The sequence below is a fragment of the Enterobacter cloacae complex sp. ECNIH7 genome (genome assembly GCF_002208095.1).
Classification (GTDB): Bacteria; Pseudomonadota; Gammaproteobacteria; order Enterobacterales; family Enterobacteriaceae; genus Enterobacter; species Enterobacter cloacae_M.
In genome coordinates this window covers 3,728,362-3,750,644 of sequence record NZ_CP017990.1, presented here as the reverse complement: position 1 = coordinate 3,750,644, position 22,283 = coordinate 3,728,362, and the positions used below count along the sequence as shown (strand labels likewise).

The following is a 22,283-nucleotide window of genomic DNA, read 5'->3' as shown; positions in this document are numbered from 1 at the left end:
CTGACACGGAACAACGGCACACACGCCGCCGGGTCAGCAGAGAAAAGCGAAATTAATCGCTTGACTCTGAAGCGGGAAAGCGTAATATGCACACCCCGCGCCGCAGCGAAAACGAAGCGGCACTGCTCTTTAACAATTTATCAGACAATCTGTGTGGGCACTCAAAGTGACATGGATTCTTAACGTCGCAAGACGAAAAATGAATACCAAGTCTCTGAGTGAACATACGTAATTCATTACGAAGTTTAATTCACGAGCATCAAACTTAAATTGAAGAGTTTGATCATGGCTCAGATTGAACGCTGGCGGCAGGCCTAACACATGCAAGTCGAGCGGCAGCGGAAAGTAGCTTGCTACTTTGCCGGCGAGCGGCGGACGGGTGAGTAATGTCTGGGAAACTGCCTGATGGAGGGGGATAACTACTGGAAACGGTAGCTAATACCGCATAACGTCGCAAGACCAAAGAGGGGGACCTTCGGGCCTCTTGCCATCAGATGTGCCCAGATGGGATTAGCTAGTAGGTGGGGTAATGGCTCACCTAGGCGACGATCCCTAGCTGGTCTGAGAGGATGACCAGCCACACTGGAACTGAGACACGGTCCAGACTCCTACGGGAGGCAGCAGTGGGGAATATTGCACAATGGGCGCAAGCCTGATGCAGCCATGCCGCGTGTATGAAGAAGGCCTTCGGGTTGTAAAGTACTTTCAGCGGGGAGGAAGGTGCTGAGGTTAATAACCTCAGCAATTGACGTTACCCGCAGAAGAAGCACCGGCTAACTCCGTGCCAGCAGCCGCGGTAATACGGAGGGTGCAAGCGTTAATCGGAATTACTGGGCGTAAAGCGCACGCAGGCGGTCTGTCAAGTCGGATGTGAAATCCCCGGGCTCAACCTGGGAACTGCATTCGAAACTGGCAGGCTAGAGTCTTGTAGAGGGGGGTAGAATTCCAGGTGTAGCGGTGAAATGCGTAGAGATCTGGAGGAATACCGGTGGCGAAGGCGGCCCCCTGGACAAAGACTGACGCTCAGGTGCGAAAGCGTGGGGAGCAAACAGGATTAGATACCCTGGTAGTCCACGCCGTAAACGATGTCGACTTGGAGGTTGTGCCCTTGAGGCGTGGCTTCCGGAGCTAACGCGTTAAGTCGACCGCCTGGGGAGTACGGCCGCAAGGTTAAAACTCAAATGAATTGACGGGGGCCCGCACAAGCGGTGGAGCATGTGGTTTAATTCGATGCAACGCGAAGAACCTTACCTACTCTTGACATCCAGAGAACTTAGCAGAGATGCTTTGGTGCCTTCGGGAACTCTGAGACAGGTGCTGCATGGCTGTCGTCAGCTCGTGTTGTGAAATGTTGGGTTAAGTCCCGCAACGAGCGCAACCCTTATCCTTTGTTGCCAGCGGTCCGGCCGGGAACTCAAAGGAGACTGCCAGTGATAAACTGGAGGAAGGTGGGGATGACGTCAAGTCATCATGGCCCTTACGAGTAGGGCTACACACGTGCTACAATGGCGCATACAAAGAGAAGCGACCTCGCGAGAGCAAGCGGACCTCATAAAGTGCGTCGTAGTCCGGATTGGAGTCTGCAACTCGACTCCATGAAGTCGGAATCGCTAGTAATCGTAGATCAGAATGCTACGGTGAATACGTTCCCGGGCCTTGTACACACCGCCCGTCACACCATGGGAGTGGGTTGCAAAAGAAGTAGGTAGCTTAACCTTCGGGAGGGCGCTTACCACTTTGTGATTCATGACTGGGGTGAAGTCGTAACAAGGTAACCGTAGGGGAACCTGCGGTTGGATCACCTCCTTACCTTAAAGAACCTGCCTTTGTAGTGTCCACACAGATTGTCTGATGAAAAGTAAATAGCAAGGCGTCTTGCGATTGAGACTTTACGTCCCCTTCGTCTAGAGGCCCAGGACACCGCCCTTTCACGGCGGTAACAGGGGTTCGAATCCCCTAGGGGACGCCACTTGCTGGTTCGTGAGTGAAAGTCACCGGCCGTCATATCTCAAAACTCATCTTCGGGTGACGTTTGAGATATTTGCTCTTTAAAAATCTGGATCAAGCTGAAAATTGAAACGACACATCTTAATGATGTGTTCGAGTCTCTCAAATTTTCGCAATCAGAAGTGAAACATCTTCGGGTTGTGAGGTTAAGCGACTAAGCGTACACGGTGGATGCCCTGGCAGTCAGAGGCGATGAAGGACGTGCTAATCTGCGAAAAGCGCCGGCGAGGTGATATGAACCTTTGACCCGGCGATGTCCGAATGGGGAAACCCAGTGCAATTCGTTGCACTATCGTTAACTGAATACATAGGTTAACGAGGCGAACCGGGGGAACTGAAACATCTAAGTACCCCGAGGAAAAGAAATCAACCGAGATTCCCCCAGTAGCGGCGAGCGAACGGGGAGCAGCCCAGAGTCTGAATCAGCTTGTGTGTTAGTGGAAGCGTCTGGAAAGTCGCACGGTACAGGGTGACAGTCCCGTACACGAAAGCACACAGGTTGTGAACTCGAAGAGTAGGGCGGGACACGTGGTATCCTGTCTGAATATGGGGGGACCATCCTCCAAGGCTAAATACTCCTGACTGACCGATAGTGAACCAGTACCGTGAGGGAAAGGCGAAAAGAACCCCGGCGAGGGGAGTGAAAAAGAACCTGAAACCGTGTACGTACAAGCAGTGGGAGCACCTTCGTGGTGTGACTGCGTACCTTTTGTATAATGGGTCAGCGACTTATATTCTGTAGCAAGGTTAACCGTATAGGGGAGCCGAAGGGAAACCGAGTCTTAACTGGGCGTTAAGTTGCAGGGTATAGACCCGAAACCCGGTGATCTAGCCATGGGCAGGTTGAAGGTTGGGTAACACTAACTGGAGGACCGAACCGACTAATGTTGAAAAATTAGCGGATGACTTGTGGCTGGGGGTGAAAGGCCAATCAAACCGGGAGATAGCTGGTTCTCCCCGAAAGCTATTTAGGTAGCGCCTCGTGAACTCATCTTCGGGGGTAGAGCACTGTTTCGGCTAGGGGGCCATCCCGGCTTACCAACCCGATGCAAACTACGAATACCGAAGAATGTTATCACGGGAGACACACGGCGGGTGCTAACGTCCGTCGTGAAGAGGGAAACAACCCAGACCGCCAGCTAAGGTCCCAAAGTCATGGTTAAGTGGGAAACGATGTGGGAAGGCACAGACAGCCAGGATGTTGGCTTAGAAGCAGCCATCATTTAAAGAAAGCGTAATAGCTCACTGGTCGAGTCGGCCTGCGCGGAAGATGTAACGGGGCTAAACCATGCACCGAAGCTGCGGCAGCGACGCGTATGCGTTGTTGGGTAGGGGAGCGTTCTGTAAGCCGTTGAAGGTGTGCTGTGAGGCATGCTGGAGGTATCAGAAGTGCGAATGCTGACATAAGTAACGATAAAGCGGGTGAAAAGCCCGCTCGCCGGAAGATCAAGGGTTCCTGTCCAACGTTAATCGGGGCAGGGTGAGTCGACCCCTAAGGCGAGGCCGAAAGGCGTAGTCGATGGGAAACAGGTTAATATTCCTGTACTTGGTGTTACTGCGAAGGGGGGACGGAGAAGGCTATGTTAGCCGGGCGACGGTTGTCCCGGTTTAAGCATGTAGGCGGAGGTTCCAGGTAAATCCGGTACCTTTTAACGCTGAGGTGTGATGACGAGGCACTACGGTGCTGAAGTAACAAATGCCCTGCTTCCAGGAAAAGCCTCTAAGCATCAGGTAACACGAAATCGTACCCCAAACCGACACAGGTGGTCAGGTAGAGAATACCAAGGCGCTTGAGAGAACTCGGGTGAAGGAACTAGGCAAAATGGTGCCGTAACTTCGGGAGAAGGCACGCTGATATGTAGGTGAAGCCCCTGCGGGTGGAGCTGAAATCAGTCGAAGATACCAGCTGGCTGCAACTGTTTATTAAAAACACAGCACTGTGCAAACACGAAAGTGGACGTATACGGTGTGACGCCTGCCCGGTGCCGGAAGGTTAATTGATGGGGTTAGCGGCAACGCGAAGCTCTTGATCGAAGCCCCGGTAAACGGCGGCCGTAACTATAACGGTCCTAAGGTAGCGAAATTCCTTGTCGGGTAAGTTCCGACCTGCACGAATGGCGTAATGATGGCCAGGCTGTCTCCACCCGAGACTCAGTGAAATTGAACTCGCTGTGAAGATGCAGTGTACCCGCGGCAAGACGGAAAGACCCCGTGAACCTTTACTATAGCTTGACACTGAACACTGGTCCTTGATGTGTAGGATAGGTGGGAGGCTTTGAAGCGTGGACGCCAGTCTGCGTGGAGCCGTCCTTGAAATACCACCCTTTAATGGCTGGTGTTCTAACGTAGACCCGTAATCCGGGTTGCGGACAGTGTCTGGTGGGTAGTTTGACTGGGGCGGTCTCCTCCCAAAGAGTAACGGAGGAGCACGAAGGTTAGCTAATCCTGGTCGGACATCAGGAGGTTAGTGCAATGGCATAAGCTAGCTTGACTGCGAGAGTGACGGCTCGAGCAGGTGCGAAAGCAGGTCATAGTGATCCGGTGGTTCTGAATGGAAGGGCCATCGCTCAACGGATAAAAGGTACTCCGGGGATAACAGGCTGATACCGCCCAAGAGTTCATATCGACGGCGGTGTTTGGCACCTCGATGTCGGCTCATCACATCCTGGGGCTGAAGTAGGTCCCAAGGGTATGGCTGTTCGCCATTTAAAGTGGTACGCGAGCTGGGTTTAGAACGTCGTGAGACAGTTCGGTCCCTATCTGCCGTGGGCGCTGGAGAATTGAGGGGGGCTGCTCCTAGTACGAGAGGACCGGAGTGGACGCATCACTGGTGTTCGGGTTGTCATGCCAATGGCACTGCCCGGTAGCTAAATGCGGAAAAGATAAGTGCTGAAAGCATCTAAGCACGAAACTTGCCCCGAGATGAGTTCTCCCTGACCCTTTAAGGGTCCTGAAGGAACGTTGAAGACGACGACGTTGATAGGTCGGGTGTGTAAGCGCAGCGATGCGTTGAGCTAACCGATACTAATGAACCGTGAGGCTTAACCTTACAACGCCGAAGCTGTTTCGGCGAAGAGACAGAACATTCAAATTTCAGCCTGATACAGATTTAACAGAATTTGCCTGGCGGCTTTAGCGCGGTGGTCCCACCTGACCCCATGCCGAACTCAGAAGTGAAACGCCGTAGCGCCGATGGTAGTGTGGGGTCTCCCCATGTGAGAGTAGGGAACTGCCAGGCACCAAATAGAAGAACCCCGCACCGTGAGGTGCGGGGTTTTTTGCTTTGTGCTTATCCTCTCTGGCCTTCCTCTTAATCCCTTATCCTGCTAATGGAATGTGTGATCCCTGTCGCAATGTTATTTATAACAAAATTATAACATTTCATTTACGAGGTAATTGAGTCTCCTGACTCAATACGCCGCTGTTTATGGCAGGAGCATAATCACAATGACAGAAAGCATTACATCAAACGGGACGCTGGCTAACAGTGATACCCGAAGAAGGGTATGGGCAATAGTCAGCGCCTCTTCAGGGAATCTGGTTGAATGGTTCGACTTTTACGTCTACTCATTCTGTTCACTCTACTTCGCACATATTTTTTTCCCATCTGGCAACACCACAACGCAGCTGCTACAAACGGCGGGGGTTTTTGCCGCAGGGTTTTTAATGCGGCCCATCGGGGGCTGGTTGTTCGGTCGCATTGCGGATCGTCGTGGCCGTAAGACTTCTATGCTGATCTCGGTGTGCATGATGTGCTTTGGTTCTCTGGTGATCGCCTGCTTACCGGGATATGAATCGATAGGTACCTGGGCACCGGCGCTACTTTTACTGGCCCGCTTATTTCAGGGATTATCGGTGGGCGGAGAATACGGTACCAGTGCGACCTACATGAGTGAGATTGCACTGGAAGGCCGTAAAGGTTTTTACGCCTCATTCCAGTATGTCACGCTGATTGGTGGTCAACTGCTGGCCATTCTTGTGGTGGTGATCCTGCAGCAAATCCTGACGGACGAACAACTTCACGCCTGGGGATGGCGAATTCCTTTCGCGATGGGCGCAGTACTGGCGGTTGTCGCACTTTGGCTACGCCGTCAGTTAGATGAAACCTCTCAGAAGGAAGTCAGAACGCTGAAGGAGGCTGGAACATTCAAAGGGTTATGGCGTAACCGCAAAGCTTTCCTGATGGTGCTGGGCTTCACCGCGGGCGGCTCTCTTAGTTTCTACACGTTCACCACCTATATGCAAAAGTACCTGGTGAACACCACCGGTATGCACGCCAACGTCGCCAGCGTGGTCATGACCGTGGCGCTATTTGTCTTTATGCTCATACAACCTATTATCGGTGCGCTCTCGGATAAAATCGGTCGACGAACGTCGATGCTGATTTTTGGCGGGCTGTCGGCGTTATGTACCGTACCTATTCTGTCTGCCCTTCAGCACGTGACTTCGCCGTATGCCGCGTTTGCGCTGGTGATGCTGGCGATGGTGATTGTCAGTTTCTATACCTCTATTAGCGGAATACTGAAAGCCGAAATGTTCCCGGCGCAGGTACGTGCTTTAGGGGTAGGGCTCTCTTATGCGGTAGCTAATGCGTTGTTTGGCGGATCGGCGGAGTACGTTGCGTTATCGCTTAAATCATGGGGAAGTGAAACGACATTCTTCTGGTACGTAACGATAATGGGCGCACTGGCCTTTGTTGTTTCCCTGATGCTGCATCGCAAAGGGAAAGGCATTCGACTTTAATAGCGCGCCATCTGCCACACGGCATAGCCGGTCGTTGCGCCGGCGACATCCCAGGCGAAATCTTTCCAGCTCCAGCCGCTCCCTGCGGGGCGGCTATCCCACAGTTCTTTTGATGCTCCAAGACTGACTGAGAACATCAACCCAATTGCCGCACTGCGATCCCGGCTGTATCCCTGATGCTGCGCATATTCATTACCGGCTGCAGACAACATCGCGGAAGCGAGGAAATGCTGGGCTTTATCCTGTCCAGACCAGTTATCGTTGGCCACATGGCTACAGCCACTCAGAAAAAGGACGCTCAGTAACAGAGGAATACGCATCAACGGGCTCCATAAAAAAGCCCTGCGGGTGGCAGGGCCTGGACATTACAGAATACGGCTGATAAGTCGGTCGATACGAATACGACGCAAGCGGCGGATAAGCTTGCGGACTTTCACCGGGTAATCGGCAATGCTCTGCAGTTCGCGGTAATGATTCACCACAGTGGTATGTGTGCGAATCAGCTCCAGCTCACGTTCACGTTTTGCGGCTAACTCATGCTGCGGGTCATGGATTAGGATAGCGTTTTCCAGATCCAGTCGCCACGCGCGTGGGTTCAGGTTGTTACCGGTCAGCAGCATCCACTCATCGTCGACCCACATTCCTTTCAGATGGTAAGTGTTGTCTTCATCTTTCCAGAGACGCACAACCAGCTGGTCAGTGTTTACGTAATACTGTAAACGGCTCAGGAAACGGCGCAGGTTAATCTCGTAGAGATAAGGCAGCGCACCGATGATTTTGAACGGCTGATCTTCAGGAATGAAGAAGTCGTTTGCAGTTTTATCGCCAACGATGATTTCCACTTTTTTACCGTCGCGCAGCAGCTGAATGATATTACGCACCAGCACGGCAGGAAGGTTGAAGTACGGCGTACAGATGGTAAGTTTCTGCTCTGCACACGGCATCAGATGGAAGATCGTTTTGTTAAGCAGGCTTGATTTGCCGAGCCCTACCAGCGGTGTAACGGATAACTCTTCGTTGTTCGCATCGCCCTGGAAATGATAGACCGCATCACGCAGCTCCTGACGGAAGGCGCGAACATCGTTTTTGATTTCCGGGCTTTTAGGACGCTCGGGATCGTCAAGGCGATTAACACCACGGCCATGGACCAGATTTTTATCAACCCAGTTAAACATGATATCGGCCATCTGCGGATTACGGATCAGATGGTAGCGGTCGTAGCGATATTTATCGAGCTGATGAAGGTAAACATCATTCAGACTTGCACCGCTGTACAGCACGCTGTCATCAATGATGAACCCCTTGAAATGAAGGACGCCGAGCGCTTCACGGGTATTTACCGGGACGCCATAAACAGGCACATCAACGCCAGGATTTTCCTGCGCCGTACGGCAATACCAGTCGGCATTAGTGTTTGAGGCGGCAGCGCCAATACGGCCACGCTGAGCGCGATGCCAGTCTACCAGCACGCGAACATCAAGTTCTGGTCGCTGACGTTTGGCTTCATAGAGCGCGTTCAGGATCCCGCGCCCGCCTTCATCCTGTTCAAGATAGAGCGCCACAATGCAAATGCGTCGCGTGGCGCTGGCAATCTTTTCCAGAAGCGTCTCCCGAAAATGAGCGGGAGCGTAAAAGAACTCTACATCATCAACTGACTGAGAAATCTTCGGTAGTTGAGCAAGGTGTTGTTGATGTTTATTACGCTTAAATTTTGACAACATCACAGTGCGTTTCTTCTCTGTTCATTGAAGGGTTGTCTGTACCATGCAAACAACATAAGCGGACAATGATACCACCAGTCCCGTCCAAAGTGGGTAACATTTCCAGTAGCTTACTCGCGTTTGTCTGCTGATCTCAGACTGAGGGACAAGGCCACAATACCTTCGTCCAGCTGAATATCAACGTCAAACCCAAGTTTTCGCGCCAGGGTCACCATACCGCGATTGTTAGGCATAGTAATGCCATTAAGGCGTAACAATCCGTGATCTCGCGTATAACTGATGAGTTTTTCCAGCAGCCGTCTCCCCAGACCCAGGCCTTTAAGATCGGAGCGCACCAGCACCGCAAACTCCGCATCGACGTTATCCGGGTCAGAAATCGCACGCGTGACGCCGAGGATCTCATCCCCCTTATCGGCGCGACGAACGGCAACAAACGCCATTTCTCGATCGTAGTCGATCTGGGTCATATTGGCTAAATCATCGTGGGTAAATTCGTTGATTTCGCTAAAATAGCGATAATAAAGATCCTCTTTCGTGACCTGAGAGATAAAGGCCCGCAGCTGGGGCTCATCTTCCGGCAGAATAGGGCGGAACAAGGCGCGTTCTCCATTCTTCATCTCAACCCACTCCTCCAGCTGCAGGGGATACGGGCGGATCGCCAGACGGCTCTCTCTGTCTCCTTCGAATGGTGCGATATCCAGGGTCACGTCCAGCGCCGTAAACTCATTGCCCGAGGCGAGCAGCGGATGAATGTCCAGCCGCTGGATTTCGGCACAATCCACAATCAGGTTAGAGACCTGCACCAGGAACTGGCTTAACCCGGCAATATCAAGCGGGCGCAGCGCACTCCGGCCACGGATCTTTTTACTTTTGATCGCCTGGATGATCAGATACCGCGCCAGGTTCATGTTCAGCGGCGGTAACGCCACCACGGCCTGCTCCTCCGGGCGCCACTCAACGCCACCTTCCCCCAGCATGATGAGCGGTCCGAAGACGGGATCGTGTTCAACCACCACCCGTAATTCCTGGGCTCCTGCGCGGTTGGCCATGCTTTGCACCAGCAATCCGTGGATCCTTGCCTGCGGCCAGGCCATTTTTACCCGGTCGAAAATAGCATCAGCTGCCTGCTGCACCTCAGTCGCCGTACGCAGGTATAACATAACCCCCTGAACATCAGACTTATGCGGGATATCCGGAGAACGCAGCTTCAGGGCCACCGGATAGCCAATCTGTTCGGCTATGTGCACGGCCTCTGCGCTGTCGCTGGCGATCCAGGTCGGCAGGGTTTGCATCCCGTAGCTACCCAGAATGGGCTGGACCTCATGCGTATCAAGCGAGGTCGCGCCTTCTTCAATGGCCTGCTGCAACAGCCGGTGAACGTCGACGGTGTTCGCCGTCAGATTCCCCGGCAAAGCCGGCGTCTCACGCAGCTGTTTCTGGTTGCGGCGATATTCCACCATATGCATAAATGCGGTGATGGTGCCTTCCGGCGTGCGGTAGGTTGGCAGCCCGGCCTCGCTGAACAAGCGCCGTGCCTCCTGAGAGGAAAACTCACCGCACCAGTTGGTGAGCAGGGTAACATATTTACCGCGTGGATGGTTGCGCACGGTATCAATAAGCGCGCGCGCGCTTTCACTGCCCGGCGCGACCGCGCTGGGGGAGTGGATAATCATCAGCGCATCGAAATCCTGGCTATCCAGCAAAATGGATATCGCCCTGATATAGCGGTCGCTGCTGGCGTCATCGCGCAAATCAAGCGGATTGCCGGGCGTCACGCTGGTCGGAAGCGCTTCTTTCAGGCGCTGCAGCGTCTCTTCACTCAGCGTTGCCAGCTTGCCGAAGCGCCGCCACAGCTCGTCCAGCGCGAGCGCGGCAGGGGCCGCACCGTTACTGACAATCATTAGCTTCTCACCGCGCAACGGGCGCATATGGCTTAACGTCTCAACGGCGGAAAAAAGCTCGTGCGTATCCTGTACCCGCAGCAACCCCGCGCGCTGAATGGCGGCGTCCCAGGCGGGATCCATGCCGGAATGAGAATGCAGCAGACGCTGTGCCGCAGGGCTGCGTCCGCTTTTGATCACCAGGATCGGCTTATTGCGCGAAGCGCTTCGCGAAGCCGAGACAAAACGACGCGCGTCGCTGAGGTGCTCAAGATAAAGCAGGATCGCACTGGTTTTGCCGTCACGCGCCAGAAAATCCAGTAGCTCATCAACGTCGATATCCAGGCTGTCGCCCAGGGCAATGAAGTAGGAGAATCCCATTTCACGCTGCTGCGCCCAATCGAGGATGGTGTTCGATACCGCAGCCGACTGCGAGATAAACGCCAGTTTGCCTTTGCGGATTGGAACCGGGGAGAAACTGGCATTCAGCCCCTGCCAGGGGGCGAGCAGGCCCAGACTGTTTGGCCCGAGAATGCGCATTTGATAGCGGCTGGCGCAGGCCAGAAGCTCGGCTTTCTGTTCAGGCGGAGACGAGAGAATAATGCAGGTTTTACACCCTTTCTTGCCGAGCGATTCCAGCAGCTCGGGGTTGCGCTTCGCGTTCGTACAGAGTACGGCAAGATCCGGCACGAAAGGCAGGCTCTGTACATCAGGCCATGCAAGCACTCCCTGAACCGCCTTATACGCCGGTGTGACGGGCATGACGGGGCCATTAAATCCCCCGGCCAGCAGATTGCGCATCATCAGATAGCCAGCACGATCCGGTTTCATTGATGCGCCGATAACGGCAATGGATTTAGGACGAAGTAGCGCTTCTAACCCTCGCTGGCTCATGCAGGCCTCCTGTGAATGCAAGCGACCTGATGATTTTAAACGCTTTCTGGCTCGGGCGCTGTGACGCTGCCCTTATGAACGGTTTTTCCCGCCAGATAGCGCTCCCGGAAGCATGAGAAATGGTTGCCCAGAGCCCCAGCCGCAGCGGTATCTCCCGCTAAATCCAGAAGCGCAATTGCCACTTCGGCGGTGCAGTATTGCCCGTCAGCATGCGCTTCACGCAGGCGGTAGGCGGAGACGCGGGAAAGATCGACAGAAATGACCGGCAGCGCGTCGAGATAGGGGCTTTTGCGAAACATTTTTCGCGCTTCGGTCCATGTACCGTCCAGCATGATAAACAGAGGTGGTTTACCGGACGGCGGCGCAGAAAGAACCTGACGCTGTTCTCCCGCGTAGGACGCCGGGAATACCACCATTGGCTGGTAGTCGGGGTTTGTAACTAAATCGAGCAGCGCCTGAGGGGGTTCTGTACGAGACCACTGAAACGCGGCGGTATCCGGCAGAATATCGGCAATAAGACGCCCCGTATTGCTGGGTTTCATCGGCTCGGTATCGAACATGACCAGACAAAAACGGCTTTGTGCCGTACTCGGTGCCAGCGTCTCGCACAGACAAACCTTCAGCGGCAGCAGGCAGCGCTGACAGCGGCGAATACGGTTGCCTCGGGCGAGGAACGGTCGGGTGGCGCGCGCAAGGCGTTCGGCGCGTAATTTAAGAACGGCGTTATCAGTCATGGGCGAAATGCAGGAAAAACGCTATTTTCGCAGAGGCGGGAGCGGGGCACAAGACGTGCCCCGAGAATGTTACAGAGACTCGTTTAACCAGCTTTCAAAAGGCGCTTTTGGAACCGCGCCGTTGAGCATATCGATCACTTCACCATTTTTAAAAATCATAATGGTCGGTATGCTGCGAATACGAAAACGGGCGCTCAGTTCGGGTTCGGCTTCGGTATTGACCTTAACGAACCGCATTTTTCCGCTGCGCTCTTCGGCCACATCTTCGAAGATCGGCGCGAAGCTACGGCATGGGCCGCACCATGGCGCCCAGAAATCGATCACGACAGGAAGATCGTCCTTGAGGAGTTTGTCCAGCGTAGCACCCGTCGCGTTAATGACATCGCCATCAAATAATTCATGGCCACAACGTCCGCATTTCGCACCATCCTCCATCCGATCGTCCGGAATGCGATTAAGAGCCTGACAGTTGGCACATACGGTATTCATAACTAACCTCTGATAGAGCCGTGGGACAGCGGCACAACGCCGATAATGTTTCTAATATGTTACATATTATCAATGAGCCTGTTTGAAACAACAATGCGTTTTATTCAATGAGAACAATAGTCACAGGCTTTTGTACGAAATTATGGCTATGCGCTGGCACATCGGGTAATCTGCGCGCTTCGCGCAGCGCTGGTGGAGAAAAGCATGAACGACGAAATGAAAAACAAAAGCGGCAAGGTCAAAGTGATGTATGTCCGCAGTGATGATGACTCTGATAAACGCACCCAAAATCCGCGTACCGGAAAAGGTGGCGGGCGTCCGGCGTCTTCTCGTGCAGACGGTGGCCGTCGCCCCGCCCGCGATGACAGAAATAACCGCGGTGATGACCGCAAACGTGACGATCGCAAACGCGATGACCGTCCGCGTTCCGACCGCCCACGCAGTGACCGTCCACGCGACGATCGTCCGCGCGATGACTTCTCACGTGATAACGCCTCCCCGTGGCGCACCGTTTCTCGCGCCCCTGGCGATGAGACGCCGGAAAAAGCCGATCACGGCGGTATCAGCGGTAAAAGCTTTATCGACCCGGAAGTGCTGCGCCGTCAGCGTGCGGAAGAGACCCGCGTGTATGGCGAGAACGCATGCCAGGCGCTGTTCCTGAGCCGTCCTGAGTGTATCGTCCGCGCCTGGTTTATCCAGAGCGTGACCCCGCGCTTCAAAGAAGCGCTGCGCTGGATGGCTGCGAACCGTAAAGCCTACCACGTGGTTGATGATGCTGAGCTGACCAAAGCGTCCGGTACTGAACACCACGGCGGCGTCTGCTTCCTGATCAAAAAGCGTAACGGCACGACCGTGCAGCAGTGGGTCAGCCAGGCGGATGCCGATGACTGCGTGCTGGCCCTGGAAGATGTGGGCAACCCGCACAACCTGGGCGCAATGATGCGCAGCTGCGCGCACTTTGGCGTGAAAGGCGTGCTGTTGCAGGATGCCGCGCTGCTGGAATCCGGCGCCGCGATCCGTACTGCGGAAGGCGGAGCCGAGCACGTACAGCCGATCACCGGCGACAGCGTGCTGGACGCCCTCGAGCAGTTCCGTAAAGCGGGTTATTCCATCGTGACTACCTCGAGCCATGCCGGTACGCCGCTGTTTAAAGCGACGCTGCCGCGCAAAATGGTGCTGGTGCTGGGTCAGGAACGTGATGGTCTGTCTGACGCGGCGCTCTCCAGTGCGGATCTGAGCGTCTCTATCGACGGAACAGGCAATGTGGAAAGTCTGAACGTATCCGTTGCGACCGGCGTACTGCTGGCCGAATGGTGGCGCCAGAATAAGGCATAATCCATTGTGCTTTTTGTATGCCCGGTGAACCGGGCATACAAACTCAAACTACTCGCTCTCTGCCGGTAATACAGGCATCCAGTCAATTGGCTTTTCGCCACGTTTTTCCAGCCATTCATTCGCCAGAACAAAATGATTACTGCCAAAGAAACCGCGATGCGCAGACAGCGGTGACGGGTGCGGTGCTTTCAGCACGTGATGACGCTGACGGTCAATAATCGCCCCTTTCTTCTGCGCGTGAGAACCCCAGAGTAAAAACACCACCCCTTCACGATGCTCGTTGATAAGGCTGATGACTTTATCGGTAAACGTCTCCCAGCCCAGACTGGCGTGCGAGTGCGCCTGACCCGCCCGTACGGTAAGCACCGTATTCAGCAACAGCACGCCCTGGCGCGCCCAGCTTTCCAGGTAACCGTGGTTTGGCCGGGTAAAACCGGGCACGGTTGCTTCAAGCTCTTTATACATGTTGAGCAGAGAAGGGGGTATAGCCACGCCCGGACGAACGGAAAACGCCAGCCCATGCGCCTGCCCGGGGCCGTGATAGGGATCCTGACCCAGAATGACCACTTTCACATCGCTCAGTTCGGTGTAGCGAAAGGCGTTGAACACGTCTTTCTGCGGCGGGTAAATCGTCTGTCCGGACTGACGCTCAGCGGCAACGGTGCTGAGCGTATTGATAAAATAAGGCTGCTGCTTTTCTTCTGCCAGCACGTCATGCCAGGTTAAAGGTGTCGTCATCTCGCTCTCCTGCGAATCTCAATCTCTGACTAGCTTACCTGTTTCACTCCGGTGAGCAAAATTACGCGCTGAAATACGTGCTAAGTGGCTAAATTTATTTTGAAAAGATGCAGGGTAAGTTGAATTGGTAAAACTGTGAAATTGATCTGAAACAATAAATTCAAACCACACTCTTTATGTGGTTGGTGTTTTTGTTGATTTAAATCAATAAATCACCGGGGTGTGAATGTTATATATACACACAAGAAACAATGGTTTTACCAATTGGCCGCAAGAGGCCGACACCAGTTAATGTAGCCTAAGGGAGGCAACACATGATTACAGGTATCCAGATTACTAAAGCTGCAAATGACGATCTGCTCAATTCTTTCTGGCTGCTGGACAGCGAGAAGAACGAAGCGCGCTGCGTCGTTGCGAAAGCGGGTTTTGCTGAAGATGAAATCGTACCGGTAAACAAACTGGGCGAAATTGAGTACCGTGAAGTTCCTATGGAAGTGCAGCCTGAAGTGCGCGTGGAAGGGGGTCAGCATCTGAACGTTAACGTGCTGCGCCGCGAAACGCTGATGGATGCCGTTGAGCACCCAGAAAAATACCCACAGCTGACCATCCGCGTGTCTGGCTATGCGGTTCGCTTTAACTCACTGACTCCAGAACAGCAGCGCGACGTTATCGCCCGTACCTTTACTGAAAGCCTGTAACGGCTTCAGCAGGGGGGAATAAAAAAGCCGGGGATTTCCCCGGCTTTTTTTTACTCTTCAGTTTTCGTCTCTGGTGCGGCAGAGCTTGGCTTACGGCGCTTACCAATATTTTTGGTATCGCGGTGGCGCTGCTTCACGCGCGGTTTCTCTTTTTCTTTCTCTTTTCTCTCAGCACGTTTTGCGAGCGCTTTCTTGGACGGTTTACCCGTCATCTTTTCACTCGGCGCACGCGTGGTCGGGCGGAGTTCGTCAATCACGCGTGCTTTCAGCGGCTCGTCAACATAGCGGCCAATTTTCTGCAGCAGCAGGTAGTCATGCGCTTCGACCAGTGAAATCGCAATGCCTTTGCGGCCCGCGCGGCCGGTACGACCAATACGGTGCAGGTAGGTATCGCCGCTGCGCGGCATATCGAAGTTAATAACGTGGCTGACGTCAGGGATGTCGATCCCGCGAGCGGCAACGTCAGTTGCAACCAGCACGTTAACGCGACCATCGGTCAGTCGCTTAATCCCTTCGGTACGCTTGATCTGCGCCATCTCGCCTTCAAGATAGCAGTTGTTGATCCCGGCGTTACGGAGCATTTCAGCCAGCTCGTGCACGCGCTCGCGCTTGCGCACAAATACGATTGTGCGCAGAGCATCTTCCTGTTTGAGCAGGTGTTTCAGCAATTCGACCTTGTGCTCAAGGTTATCCGCGCGGTAGTACCACTGGTGGATCTTCTTACGCTCACGGGTGGACGGCGTCGCCGAGACTTCCACCGGATCTTCCAGCAGACGCTCTGCGAAGTCTTTGATCGCTTCCCCTTCGAGGGTGGCAGAGAACAGCATCGTCTGGTTACGCCAGCGCGTCTCGCCAGCAATGTGCTCGATATCCTGAGCGAAGCCCATGTCCAGCATGCGGTCGGCTTCATCGAGGATCAGCGTTTCAACCGCGCGGCAGTCGAAGTTCTCTTCTTTAATGTACTGCAGCAGGCGGCCCGTCGTCGCAACGACGATGTCCTGGTTTTCGCTGAACACTTCGGCGTGGTTCATGTACGCAACGCCACCGGTGATGGTAGCGATATCCAGATGAGTATTTGCCGCGAGTTCACGCGCGTGATCGGCAACCTGCATTGCCAGTTCGCGCGTAGGCGTCAGGATCAAAATACGCGGCGGGCCAGATTTTTTACGCGGAAAGTCGAGCAGATGCTGCAACACAGGCAGCAAATAGGCTGCTGTCTTCCCCGTGCCGGTTGGCGCAGAACCGAGCACATCGCGGCCCTCAAGCGCAGGCGGAATGGCCGCTGCCTGAATGGCGGTCGGGCGTGTAAAGCCTTTGCTCTCAAGTGCATTGAGCAGGCTTTCATCGAGTTCAAGTTCGGAAAAAGTCGTTACAGTCATGTTCTACCTCTGTGTGGGGCGCTGATTATAGACGTTACGGCTGTAATCTTCATCTGTTTGTATGGATATCGCTTTTCGGTCACTTCGCTTTCCCCTATGCTACTCCAGTTTCACTTAGAAGGTTGCTCTGACATGTCTCAACTCAAAGCGCAGCTGCGCCGCGATGGTTTTACGTTTAAACAGTTTTTTGTCGCTCACGATCGCTGTGCCATGAAGGTCGGTACAGACGGTATTTTACTGGGAGCGTGGGCGCCTGTCGCAGGTGTTAAGCGTATTCTTGATATCGGTACCGGTAGCGGGCTGGTGGCGCTGATGCTGGCGCAGCGTACGGAAGAACATGTCATCATTGATGCCGTCGAACTGGATGCGCAGGCCGCAGAGCAGGCGAGTGACAATATGGCCGAATCTCCCTGGGCAGCCCGAATGAAAGTGGAATGCGCAGATGTGCTCGCCTGGGCGCCTGAACAAACCGCGCGTTACGATCTGATCGTCAGCAACCCTCCCTACTACAAACCCGGCGTTGAGTGCGGGACACCCGAGCGTGAACAGGCGCGTTATACCGGCTCCCTCGATCATAAAGCGCTGCTCACCAGTGCGGCAGAACTCATCTCCGAAGAAGGTTTTTTCTGTGTGGTCCTGCCTGAGAGTACCGGCAACACGTTTATCGGCATCGCGCAGGAGATCGGCTGGACGTTACGTCTGCGTACCGATATTTCGGATACGGAAGGACGACTGCCGCACCGCGTGCTGCTGGCGCTCTCGCCAAAAGAGGGTGAATGCTTTAATGACCGGATGGTGATCCGTGGGCCAGACCAGCGTTATTCCGAAGATTACACTGCTCTGACCCAGGCGTTTTATCTGTTTATGTAAACCTGCGGGGCGAGTATCGACGGGCCGGACTCAGCAAGCTGATCCGGGTAGTCCAGGGTATAGTGCAGCCCGCGGCTCTCTTTACGCATCATCGCGCAGCGGACAATCAGCTCGGCCACCTGCACCAGATTGCGCAGCTCCAGCAGGTTATTGGATACGCGGAAGTTGGCATAATACTCATCAATTTCCTGCTGCAGCATGGTGATGCGGCGCAAGGCGCGTTCCAGGCGTTTCGTGGTGCGCACAATCCCCACGTAGTCCCACATAAATAGCCGTAGCTCATGCCAGTTATGCTGGATCACGACCAGCTCGTCCGGATTATCCACGCGGCTTTCATCCCAGGCTGGCAGGTGCTCTGTCTCGCGGGCGTAAGGCATGCGCTTTGTTATATCTTCCGCCGCCGACCAGCCGTACACCAGACACTCAAGCAGCGAGTTAGAGGCCATACGGTTCGCGCCGTGAAGTCCGGTATAGCTGACCTCACCGATAGCATACAGACCGTCTACGTCAGTACGCCCATGGTCGTCAACCATCACGCCACCGCAGGTATAGTGCGCCGCTGGCACAATGGGCACCGGGTCGCGCGTTAAATCAATGCCAAGGTTGAGCAGCTTCTCGTAAATCATCGGGAAATGCTGGCGAATGAACTCTGCTGGCTTATGGCTGATATCGAGATACATGCAGTCCACGCCAAGACGCTTCATTTCATGATCGATGGCGCGGGCAACGATGTCACGCGGGGCCAGTTCACCCCGGGCGTCAAAGTCGGGCATAAAGCGGGAGCCGTCAGGGCGTTTCAGATAAGCGCCTTCACCGCGCAGGGCTTCCGTCAGCAGGAAGTTGCGCGCCTGGGGATGGAACAGGGCGGTGGGGTGAAACTGATTAAATTCGAGATTCGCCACCCGGCAGCCAGCGCGCCAGGCCATCGCGATACCGTCGCCGGAGGCAATGTCCGGGTTCGTGGTGTATTGATACACCTTGGAGGCGCCGCCCGTCGCCAGCACCACAGCCTTCGCCTGACAGGTCTCCACCTTCTCTTTATTGCGGTTCCAGACCCAGGCGCCCACCACGCGACGCGTGCCGGGCAGGCCAATCTTGTCAGAAATGATCAGGTCAACGGCGTTGCTTCGCTCGAGAACCCGAATATTAGGATGGCTCAGCGCTTTGCTGACCAGCGTGGTTTCTACTTCTTTGCCGGTGGCATCCGCTGCGTGCAGGATGCGGCGGTGGCTATGGCCGCCTTCGCGAGTCAGGTGGTAGCTCTCTTCACCGTTGGGTTGAACCTGAGTATCGAACAAGACGCCCTGGTCGATGAGCCACTGAACGCAGTGACGGGCATTGCTGGCGACAAACTCTGCGGCGTGTGCATCCACGATCCCTGCTCCGGCAATGAGCGTATCTTCGACGTGAGACGCAATGCTGTCTGTCTCATCAAACACGGCGGCAATGCCACCCTGGGCATAAAACGTGGAACCTTCACTTATCGGTCCTTTACTCAGAACGATTACGTTTTGATGCTCGGCCAGGCGCAGCGCCAGAGAGAGACCGGCAGCACCGCTGCCGATGATCAGTACATCACAATGGAGTTCAGGTGTTGTGTTCATGATTGTTGTTTAATTTACTAAACAGTGTTGGGGCAGAATAGCACCTGAATGCGATATATCGCACGTATTTTTTTAGATTCTGTCGCAATGGCTAAACGCGTAAGCGGAGGTAAACGGAGGGTAAATGAGTGAAATTATTTTGCGAAGCAGATCGTTAGCGTCAGATTTTGTGGTGAAATAAAGCCTGTGTTGCGTTACTCTTCTGGCGGGAAAAAGATGTTTCTTGTCAGAAAGTGGTGCGTATCGTGAACAGACTTATAATGAGAGAAAATGAACGGTCTGCGGCGCGATGAACAAAAACAAAGGCGTTACGGAACTTATTGAAGATCAGACACTCTAATTCGGTGCTTGCTCAAAGTGCGGTATTTTTAGAGTGGCGTTTCGATAACGCGTGGAATTTAGGTTTGGGGAGACATTACCTCGGATGAGCGAGCAGTTAACGGACCAGGTCCTGGTTGAACGGGTCCAGAAGGGAGATCAGAAAGCCTTTAACCTACTGGTGGTGCGCTACCAGCATAAGGTGGCGAGCCTGGTTTCCCGCTATGTACCGTCAGGCGATGTGCCTGATGTGGTGCAAGAGTCTTTTATTAAGGCCTATCGCGCGCTGGATTCTTTCCGGGGAGATAGTGCTTTTTATACCTGGCTGTACCGTATTGCGGTCAATACGGCAAAGAATTATCTGGTCGCTCAGGGCCGTCGTCCGCCTTCAAGTGATGTGGACGCAATCGACGCCGAAAACTTCGAAAGTGGCGGCGCATTGAAAGAAATTTCGAACCCTGAGAACTTAATGTTGTCAGAAGAACTGAGACAAATCGTTTTTCGCACGATCGAGTCGCTCCCGGAAGATTTACGTATGGCAATTACGTTACGGGAGCTGGATGGTCTGAGCTATGAAGAGATAGCCGCTATCATGGATTGTCCGGTCGGCACGGTACGTTCACGAATTTTCCGTGCGCGAGAAGCTATTGATAATAAAGTTCAACCGCTTATCAGGCGTTGACGATAGCGGGATACTGGAAAAGGTATTAGGCATGCAGAAAGAAAAACTTTCCGCTTTAATGGATGGTGAAACGGTGGATAGTGAGCTGCTCAACGAGCTGTCTCATTCACCCGAAATGCAAGAGACCTGGGAGAGTTACCATCTCATCCGTGACACCCTTCGCGGTGACACCGGCGAGGTTCTCCATTTCGATATCTCAGCCCGCGTCATGGCGGCTATTGAGAATGAGCCTGTTCATCAGACCACCCCGCTGATTCCTGAAGCTCAACCCGCGCCTCACCAGTGGCAGAAAATGCCGTTCTGGCAAAAGGTGCGCCCGTGGGCCAGCCAGCTTACCCAAATGGGTGTGGCTGCATGCGTATCGCTTGCAGTTATTGTTGGCGTCCAGCACTATAATACTCAGTCTGAAACTAATCAGCAGCCAGAAGCGCCAGTGTTTAACACGCTGCCGATGATGGGCAAAGCCAGCCCGGTAAGCCTGGGCGTACCGGCTGATGCTTCCGCCAGCGGCGGCCAGCAACAGCAGGTTCAGGAGCAGCGCCGTCGCATTAATGCGATGTTGCAGGATTATGAGTTGCAGCGTCGCCTGCACTCTGAACAGCTTCAGTTTGAGCAGGCGCAGACACAGCAAGCTGCTGTGCAGGTGCCCGGAAACCAAACTTTAGGAACGCAATCGCAGTAATGAAGCAACTTTGGTTCGCCATGTCTCTGATGGCGGGTAGCCTGTTCTTCTCTGCCAACGCCTCGGCTGATGTATCATCCGGGGCGTTGTTGCAGCAAATGAATCTGGCCAGCCAGTCACTCAATTACGAGTTGGCATTTATCAGCATCAACAAGCAGGGCGTCGAGTCGTTACGCTATCGTCATGCCCGTCTTGATAACCAGCCGCTCGCCCAGCTTTTACAGATGGATGGCCCGCGTCGGGAAGTTGTCCAGCGTGGTAACGAAATCAGCTATTTTGAGCCAGGCCTGGAGCCTTTCACGCTGAATGGCGACTATATCGTTGATTCCCTGCCGTCACTCATTTACACCGACTTTAAACGGCTTGCCCCTTACTACGATTTTATTTCGGTAGGGCGTACCCGCATCGCGGACAGACTGTGCGAGGTAATTCGCGTTGTTGCCCGGGACGGAACGCGCTACAGCTATATCGTCTGGATTGATGCCGAAACCAAACTCCCCATGCGTGTTGACCTGCTCGATCGTGACGGTGAAACGCTGGAACAGTTCCGGGTTATCTCCTTCAGCGTGAACAATCAGGTTGGCAACAGCATGCAGAATCTGGCTAAGGCCAGCCTGCCGCCGCTGCTTTCTGTTCCTGCCGGGGATTCCGTTAATTTCAACTGGGTACCTGCCTGGATCCCGCAAGGGTTTAGCGAAGTGTCCAGCAGCCGACGTCAGCTGCCAACGATTGAAACGCCGGTAGAATCGCGCCTCTATTCGGATGGTTTGTTCAGCTTCTCGGTGAATATTAATCGCGCAACGGCAAATAGCGCTGAACAAATGCTGCGTACCGGGCGCCGTACGGTGAGTACAACGGTACGCGATAACGCAGAGATCACCATTGTGGGAGAACTCCCTCCGCAGACGGCGAAGCGCATCTCCGACAGCATTAAATTCAGGGCTGCACAATGATCAAAGAGTGGGCGACGGTTGTCTCATGGCAGAACGGCATTGCGCTGGTGAGCTGCGATGTTAAAGCCTCCTGTAATAGCTGCGCATCCCGCGCCGGCTGCGGCAGCCGCGTGCTGAATAAGCTCGGGCCGCAAACATCGCACACGATTTCTGTACCAAGCGAACAGCCGCTGATGGCGGGGCAGAAGGTGGAACTGGGCATCGCGGAAGGCAGCCTGCTCGGCTCCGCTATGCTTGTGTATCTCTCTCCGCTGGTCGGCCTGTTTATCATGGGCGGCCTGTTTCAGATGCTGTTTGGTACCGATGTGGCCGCTATGTGTGGTGCCGCATTGGGTGGCGTGGGGGGATTCTGGCTTGCCAAAGGGCTCTCACCGACGCTCGCCGCACGCGAAGAGTGGCAGCCTGTCATTCTCAGCGTTGGGCTGGCGCCAGACCAGCTTCGTGTTGAAACGCTCTCTTCTGAGGCCCGGTGATCCATCGGGCTTTATCTTTTTTTACACCCTAAAACAGAAAACGTCCTTTCTTCACGCTATACCAGTCTCTAAGTGCATTTCCA

Annotated in this window: 17 protein-coding genes, 1 tRNA gene and 3 rRNA genes; 13 read left to right on the top strand and 8 right to left on the bottom strand. The window is 54.2% G+C overall.

The features are described 5' to 3' along the window. Nucleotides 1-267: 267 nt before the first annotated feature. The 5 genes from WM95_RS18375 to WM95_RS18355 all read left to right on the top strand — a co-directional run bounded on the left by WM95_RS18375 (nucleotide 268) and on the right by WM95_RS18355 (nucleotide 6,750). Nucleotides 268-1,809, top strand: a 16S ribosomal RNA gene (locus WM95_RS18375). Between the two features lie 84 nt (nucleotides 1,810-1,893). After that, nucleotides 1,894-1,969, top strand: a tRNA-Glu gene (locus tag WM95_RS18370). Between the two features lie 182 nt (nucleotides 1,970-2,151). Continuing rightward, nucleotides 2,152-5,056, top strand: a 23S ribosomal RNA gene (locus tag WM95_RS18365). A gap of 73 nt (nucleotides 5,057-5,129) precedes the next feature. Next, nucleotides 5,130-5,245 (top strand): 5S ribosomal RNA (gene rrf / locus WM95_RS18360). The 16S, 23S and 5S rRNA genes sit together here with 1 tRNA gene alongside, the layout of an rRNA operon. A 209-nt stretch (nucleotides 5,246-5,454) precedes the next feature. Further along, the gene (locus WM95_RS18355) at nucleotides 5,455-6,750 is read left to right on the top strand and encodes an MFS transporter (RefSeq protein ID WP_045355288.1); all 1,296 of its coding nucleotides are present in this window, start codon (nucleotides 5,455-5,457) and stop codon (nucleotides 6,748-6,750) included. Here the strand turns inward: WM95_RS18355 and WM95_RS18350 are convergent. The 5 genes from WM95_RS18350 to trxC all read right to left on the bottom strand — a co-directional run bounded on the left by WM95_RS18350 (nucleotide 6,747) and on the right by trxC (nucleotide 12,468). Beyond that, a complete protein-coding gene (locus WM95_RS18350) occupies nucleotides 6,747-7,070 on the bottom strand; it encodes a YfiM family lipoprotein (RefSeq protein ID WP_045399407.1) in 324 nt (107 codons plus the stop codon). The two genes, WM95_RS18355 and WM95_RS18350, sit on opposite strands and share 4 nt — an antisense overlap. 45 nt (nucleotides 7,071-7,115) lie before the next feature. Beyond that, nucleotides 7,116-8,471, bottom strand: a complete 1,356-nt coding sequence (gene pssA, locus WM95_RS18345) for a CDP-diacylglycerol--serine O-phosphatidyltransferase (RefSeq protein ID WP_023308861.1) — start codon at nucleotides 8,469-8,471, stop codon at nucleotides 7,116-7,118. A gap of 110 nt (nucleotides 8,472-8,581) precedes the next feature. Then, a complete protein-coding gene (locus WM95_RS18340) occupies nucleotides 8,582-11,245 on the bottom strand; it encodes a bifunctional acetate--CoA ligase family protein/GNAT family N-acetyltransferase (RefSeq protein ID WP_063408958.1) in 2,664 nt (887 codons plus the stop codon). A 35-nt stretch (nucleotides 11,246-11,280) separates the two neighbouring features. After that, nucleotides 11,281-11,979 carry a tRNA-uridine aminocarboxypropyltransferase gene (gene tapT, locus WM95_RS18335; protein WP_045355292.1) on the bottom strand — a complete coding sequence of 233 codons (699 nt, stop codon included), beginning with the start codon at nucleotides 11,977-11,979 and terminating at the stop codon, nucleotides 11,281-11,283. Nucleotides 11,980-12,048: 69 nt separating this feature from the next. Beyond that, nucleotides 12,049-12,468: a thioredoxin TrxC gene (gene trxC / locus WM95_RS18330; protein ID WP_023308858.1), complete on the bottom strand. Its 420-nt coding sequence runs from the start codon at nucleotides 12,466-12,468 to the stop codon at nucleotides 12,049-12,051. A gap of 204 nt (nucleotides 12,469-12,672) precedes the next feature. On the opposite strand from trxC, the gene WM95_RS18320 reads away from it, so the two are divergent. After that, nucleotides 12,673-13,803 carry a tRNA/rRNA methyltransferase gene (locus tag WM95_RS18320; protein ID WP_029741125.1) on the top strand — a complete coding sequence of 377 codons (1,131 nt, stop codon included), beginning with the start codon at nucleotides 12,673-12,675 and terminating at the stop codon, nucleotides 13,801-13,803. Between the two features lie 48 nt (nucleotides 13,804-13,851). Here the strand turns inward: WM95_RS18320 and ung are convergent, their stop codons facing one another. Continuing rightward, a complete protein-coding gene (gene ung / locus WM95_RS18315) occupies nucleotides 13,852-14,541 on the bottom strand; it encodes a uracil-DNA glycosylase (RefSeq protein ID WP_023308856.1) in 690 nt (229 codons plus the stop codon). 314 nt (nucleotides 14,542-14,855) lie between these two features. Here ung and grcA point away from each other — a divergent pair, with 314 nt between their 5' ends. Continuing rightward, nucleotides 14,856-15,239: an autonomous glycyl radical cofactor GrcA gene (gene grcA, locus WM95_RS18310; protein ID WP_029741127.1), complete on the top strand. Its 384-nt coding sequence runs from the start codon at nucleotides 14,856-14,858 to the stop codon at nucleotides 15,237-15,239. Between the two features lie 50 nt (nucleotides 15,240-15,289). On the opposite strand, the gene srmB is transcribed toward grcA, so the two are convergent. Beyond that, nucleotides 15,290-16,618: an ATP-dependent RNA helicase SrmB gene (srmB, locus tag WM95_RS18305; RefSeq protein WP_023308854.1), complete on the bottom strand. Its 1,329-nt coding sequence runs from the start codon at nucleotides 16,616-16,618 to the stop codon at nucleotides 15,290-15,292. 132 nt (nucleotides 16,619-16,750) lie between these two features. Here srmB and trmN point away from each other — a divergent pair, with 132 nt between their 5' ends. Further along, nucleotides 16,751-17,488 (top strand): tRNA(1)(Val) (adenine(37)-N(6))-methyltransferase TrmN, encoded by a 738-nt coding sequence (gene trmN, locus WM95_RS18300; RefSeq protein ID WP_063408957.1) that lies wholly within the window; start codon nucleotides 16,751-16,753, stop codon nucleotides 17,486-17,488. Here trmN and nadB read toward each other — a convergent pair. Next, nucleotides 17,473-19,092: an L-aspartate oxidase gene (nadB, locus tag WM95_RS18295; RefSeq protein WP_047173867.1), complete on the bottom strand. Its 1,620-nt coding sequence runs from the start codon at nucleotides 19,090-19,092 to the stop codon at nucleotides 17,473-17,475. The genes trmN and nadB overlap by 16 nt on opposite strands. A 344-nt stretch (nucleotides 19,093-19,436) precedes the next feature. Between nadB and rseD the strand changes: the two genes are divergently transcribed. From rseD to rseC, 5 genes are read left to right on the top strand one after another with little or no spacing between them, the layout of a single operon-like run. After that, nucleotides 19,437-19,520 (top strand): rpoE leader peptide RseD, encoded by an 84-nt coding sequence (gene rseD / locus WM95_RS27905; RefSeq protein ID WP_223605340.1) that lies wholly within the window; start codon nucleotides 19,437-19,439, stop codon nucleotides 19,518-19,520. Then, nucleotides 19,517-20,092: an RNA polymerase sigma factor RpoE gene (gene rpoE / locus WM95_RS18290; RefSeq protein ID WP_006176728.1), complete on the top strand. Its 576-nt coding sequence runs from the start codon at nucleotides 19,517-19,519 to the stop codon at nucleotides 20,090-20,092. The genes rseD and rpoE overlap by 4 nt, the downstream gene beginning before the upstream one ends. 31 nt (nucleotides 20,093-20,123) lie before the next feature. Continuing rightward, on the top strand, nucleotides 20,124-20,774 hold the full coding sequence (gene rseA / locus WM95_RS18285) for an anti-sigma-E factor RseA (RefSeq protein ID WP_008502186.1): 651 nt from the start codon (nucleotides 20,124-20,126) through the stop codon (nucleotides 20,772-20,774). Further along, nucleotides 20,774-21,727 carry a sigma-E factor regulatory protein RseB gene (rseB, locus tag WM95_RS18280; protein WP_023308851.1) on the top strand — a complete coding sequence of 318 codons (954 nt, stop codon included), beginning with the start codon at nucleotides 20,774-20,776 and terminating at the stop codon, nucleotides 21,725-21,727. Before rseA ends, rseB begins: the two co-directional genes overlap by 1 nt. Further along, nucleotides 21,724-22,200, top strand: coding sequence for a SoxR-reducing system protein RseC (rseC, locus tag WM95_RS18275; RefSeq protein ID WP_045399436.1), 477 nt, complete (start codon nucleotides 21,724-21,726; stop codon nucleotides 22,198-22,200). Before rseB ends, rseC begins: the two co-directional genes overlap by 4 nt. Nucleotides 22,201-22,283 lie beyond the last annotated feature (83 nt).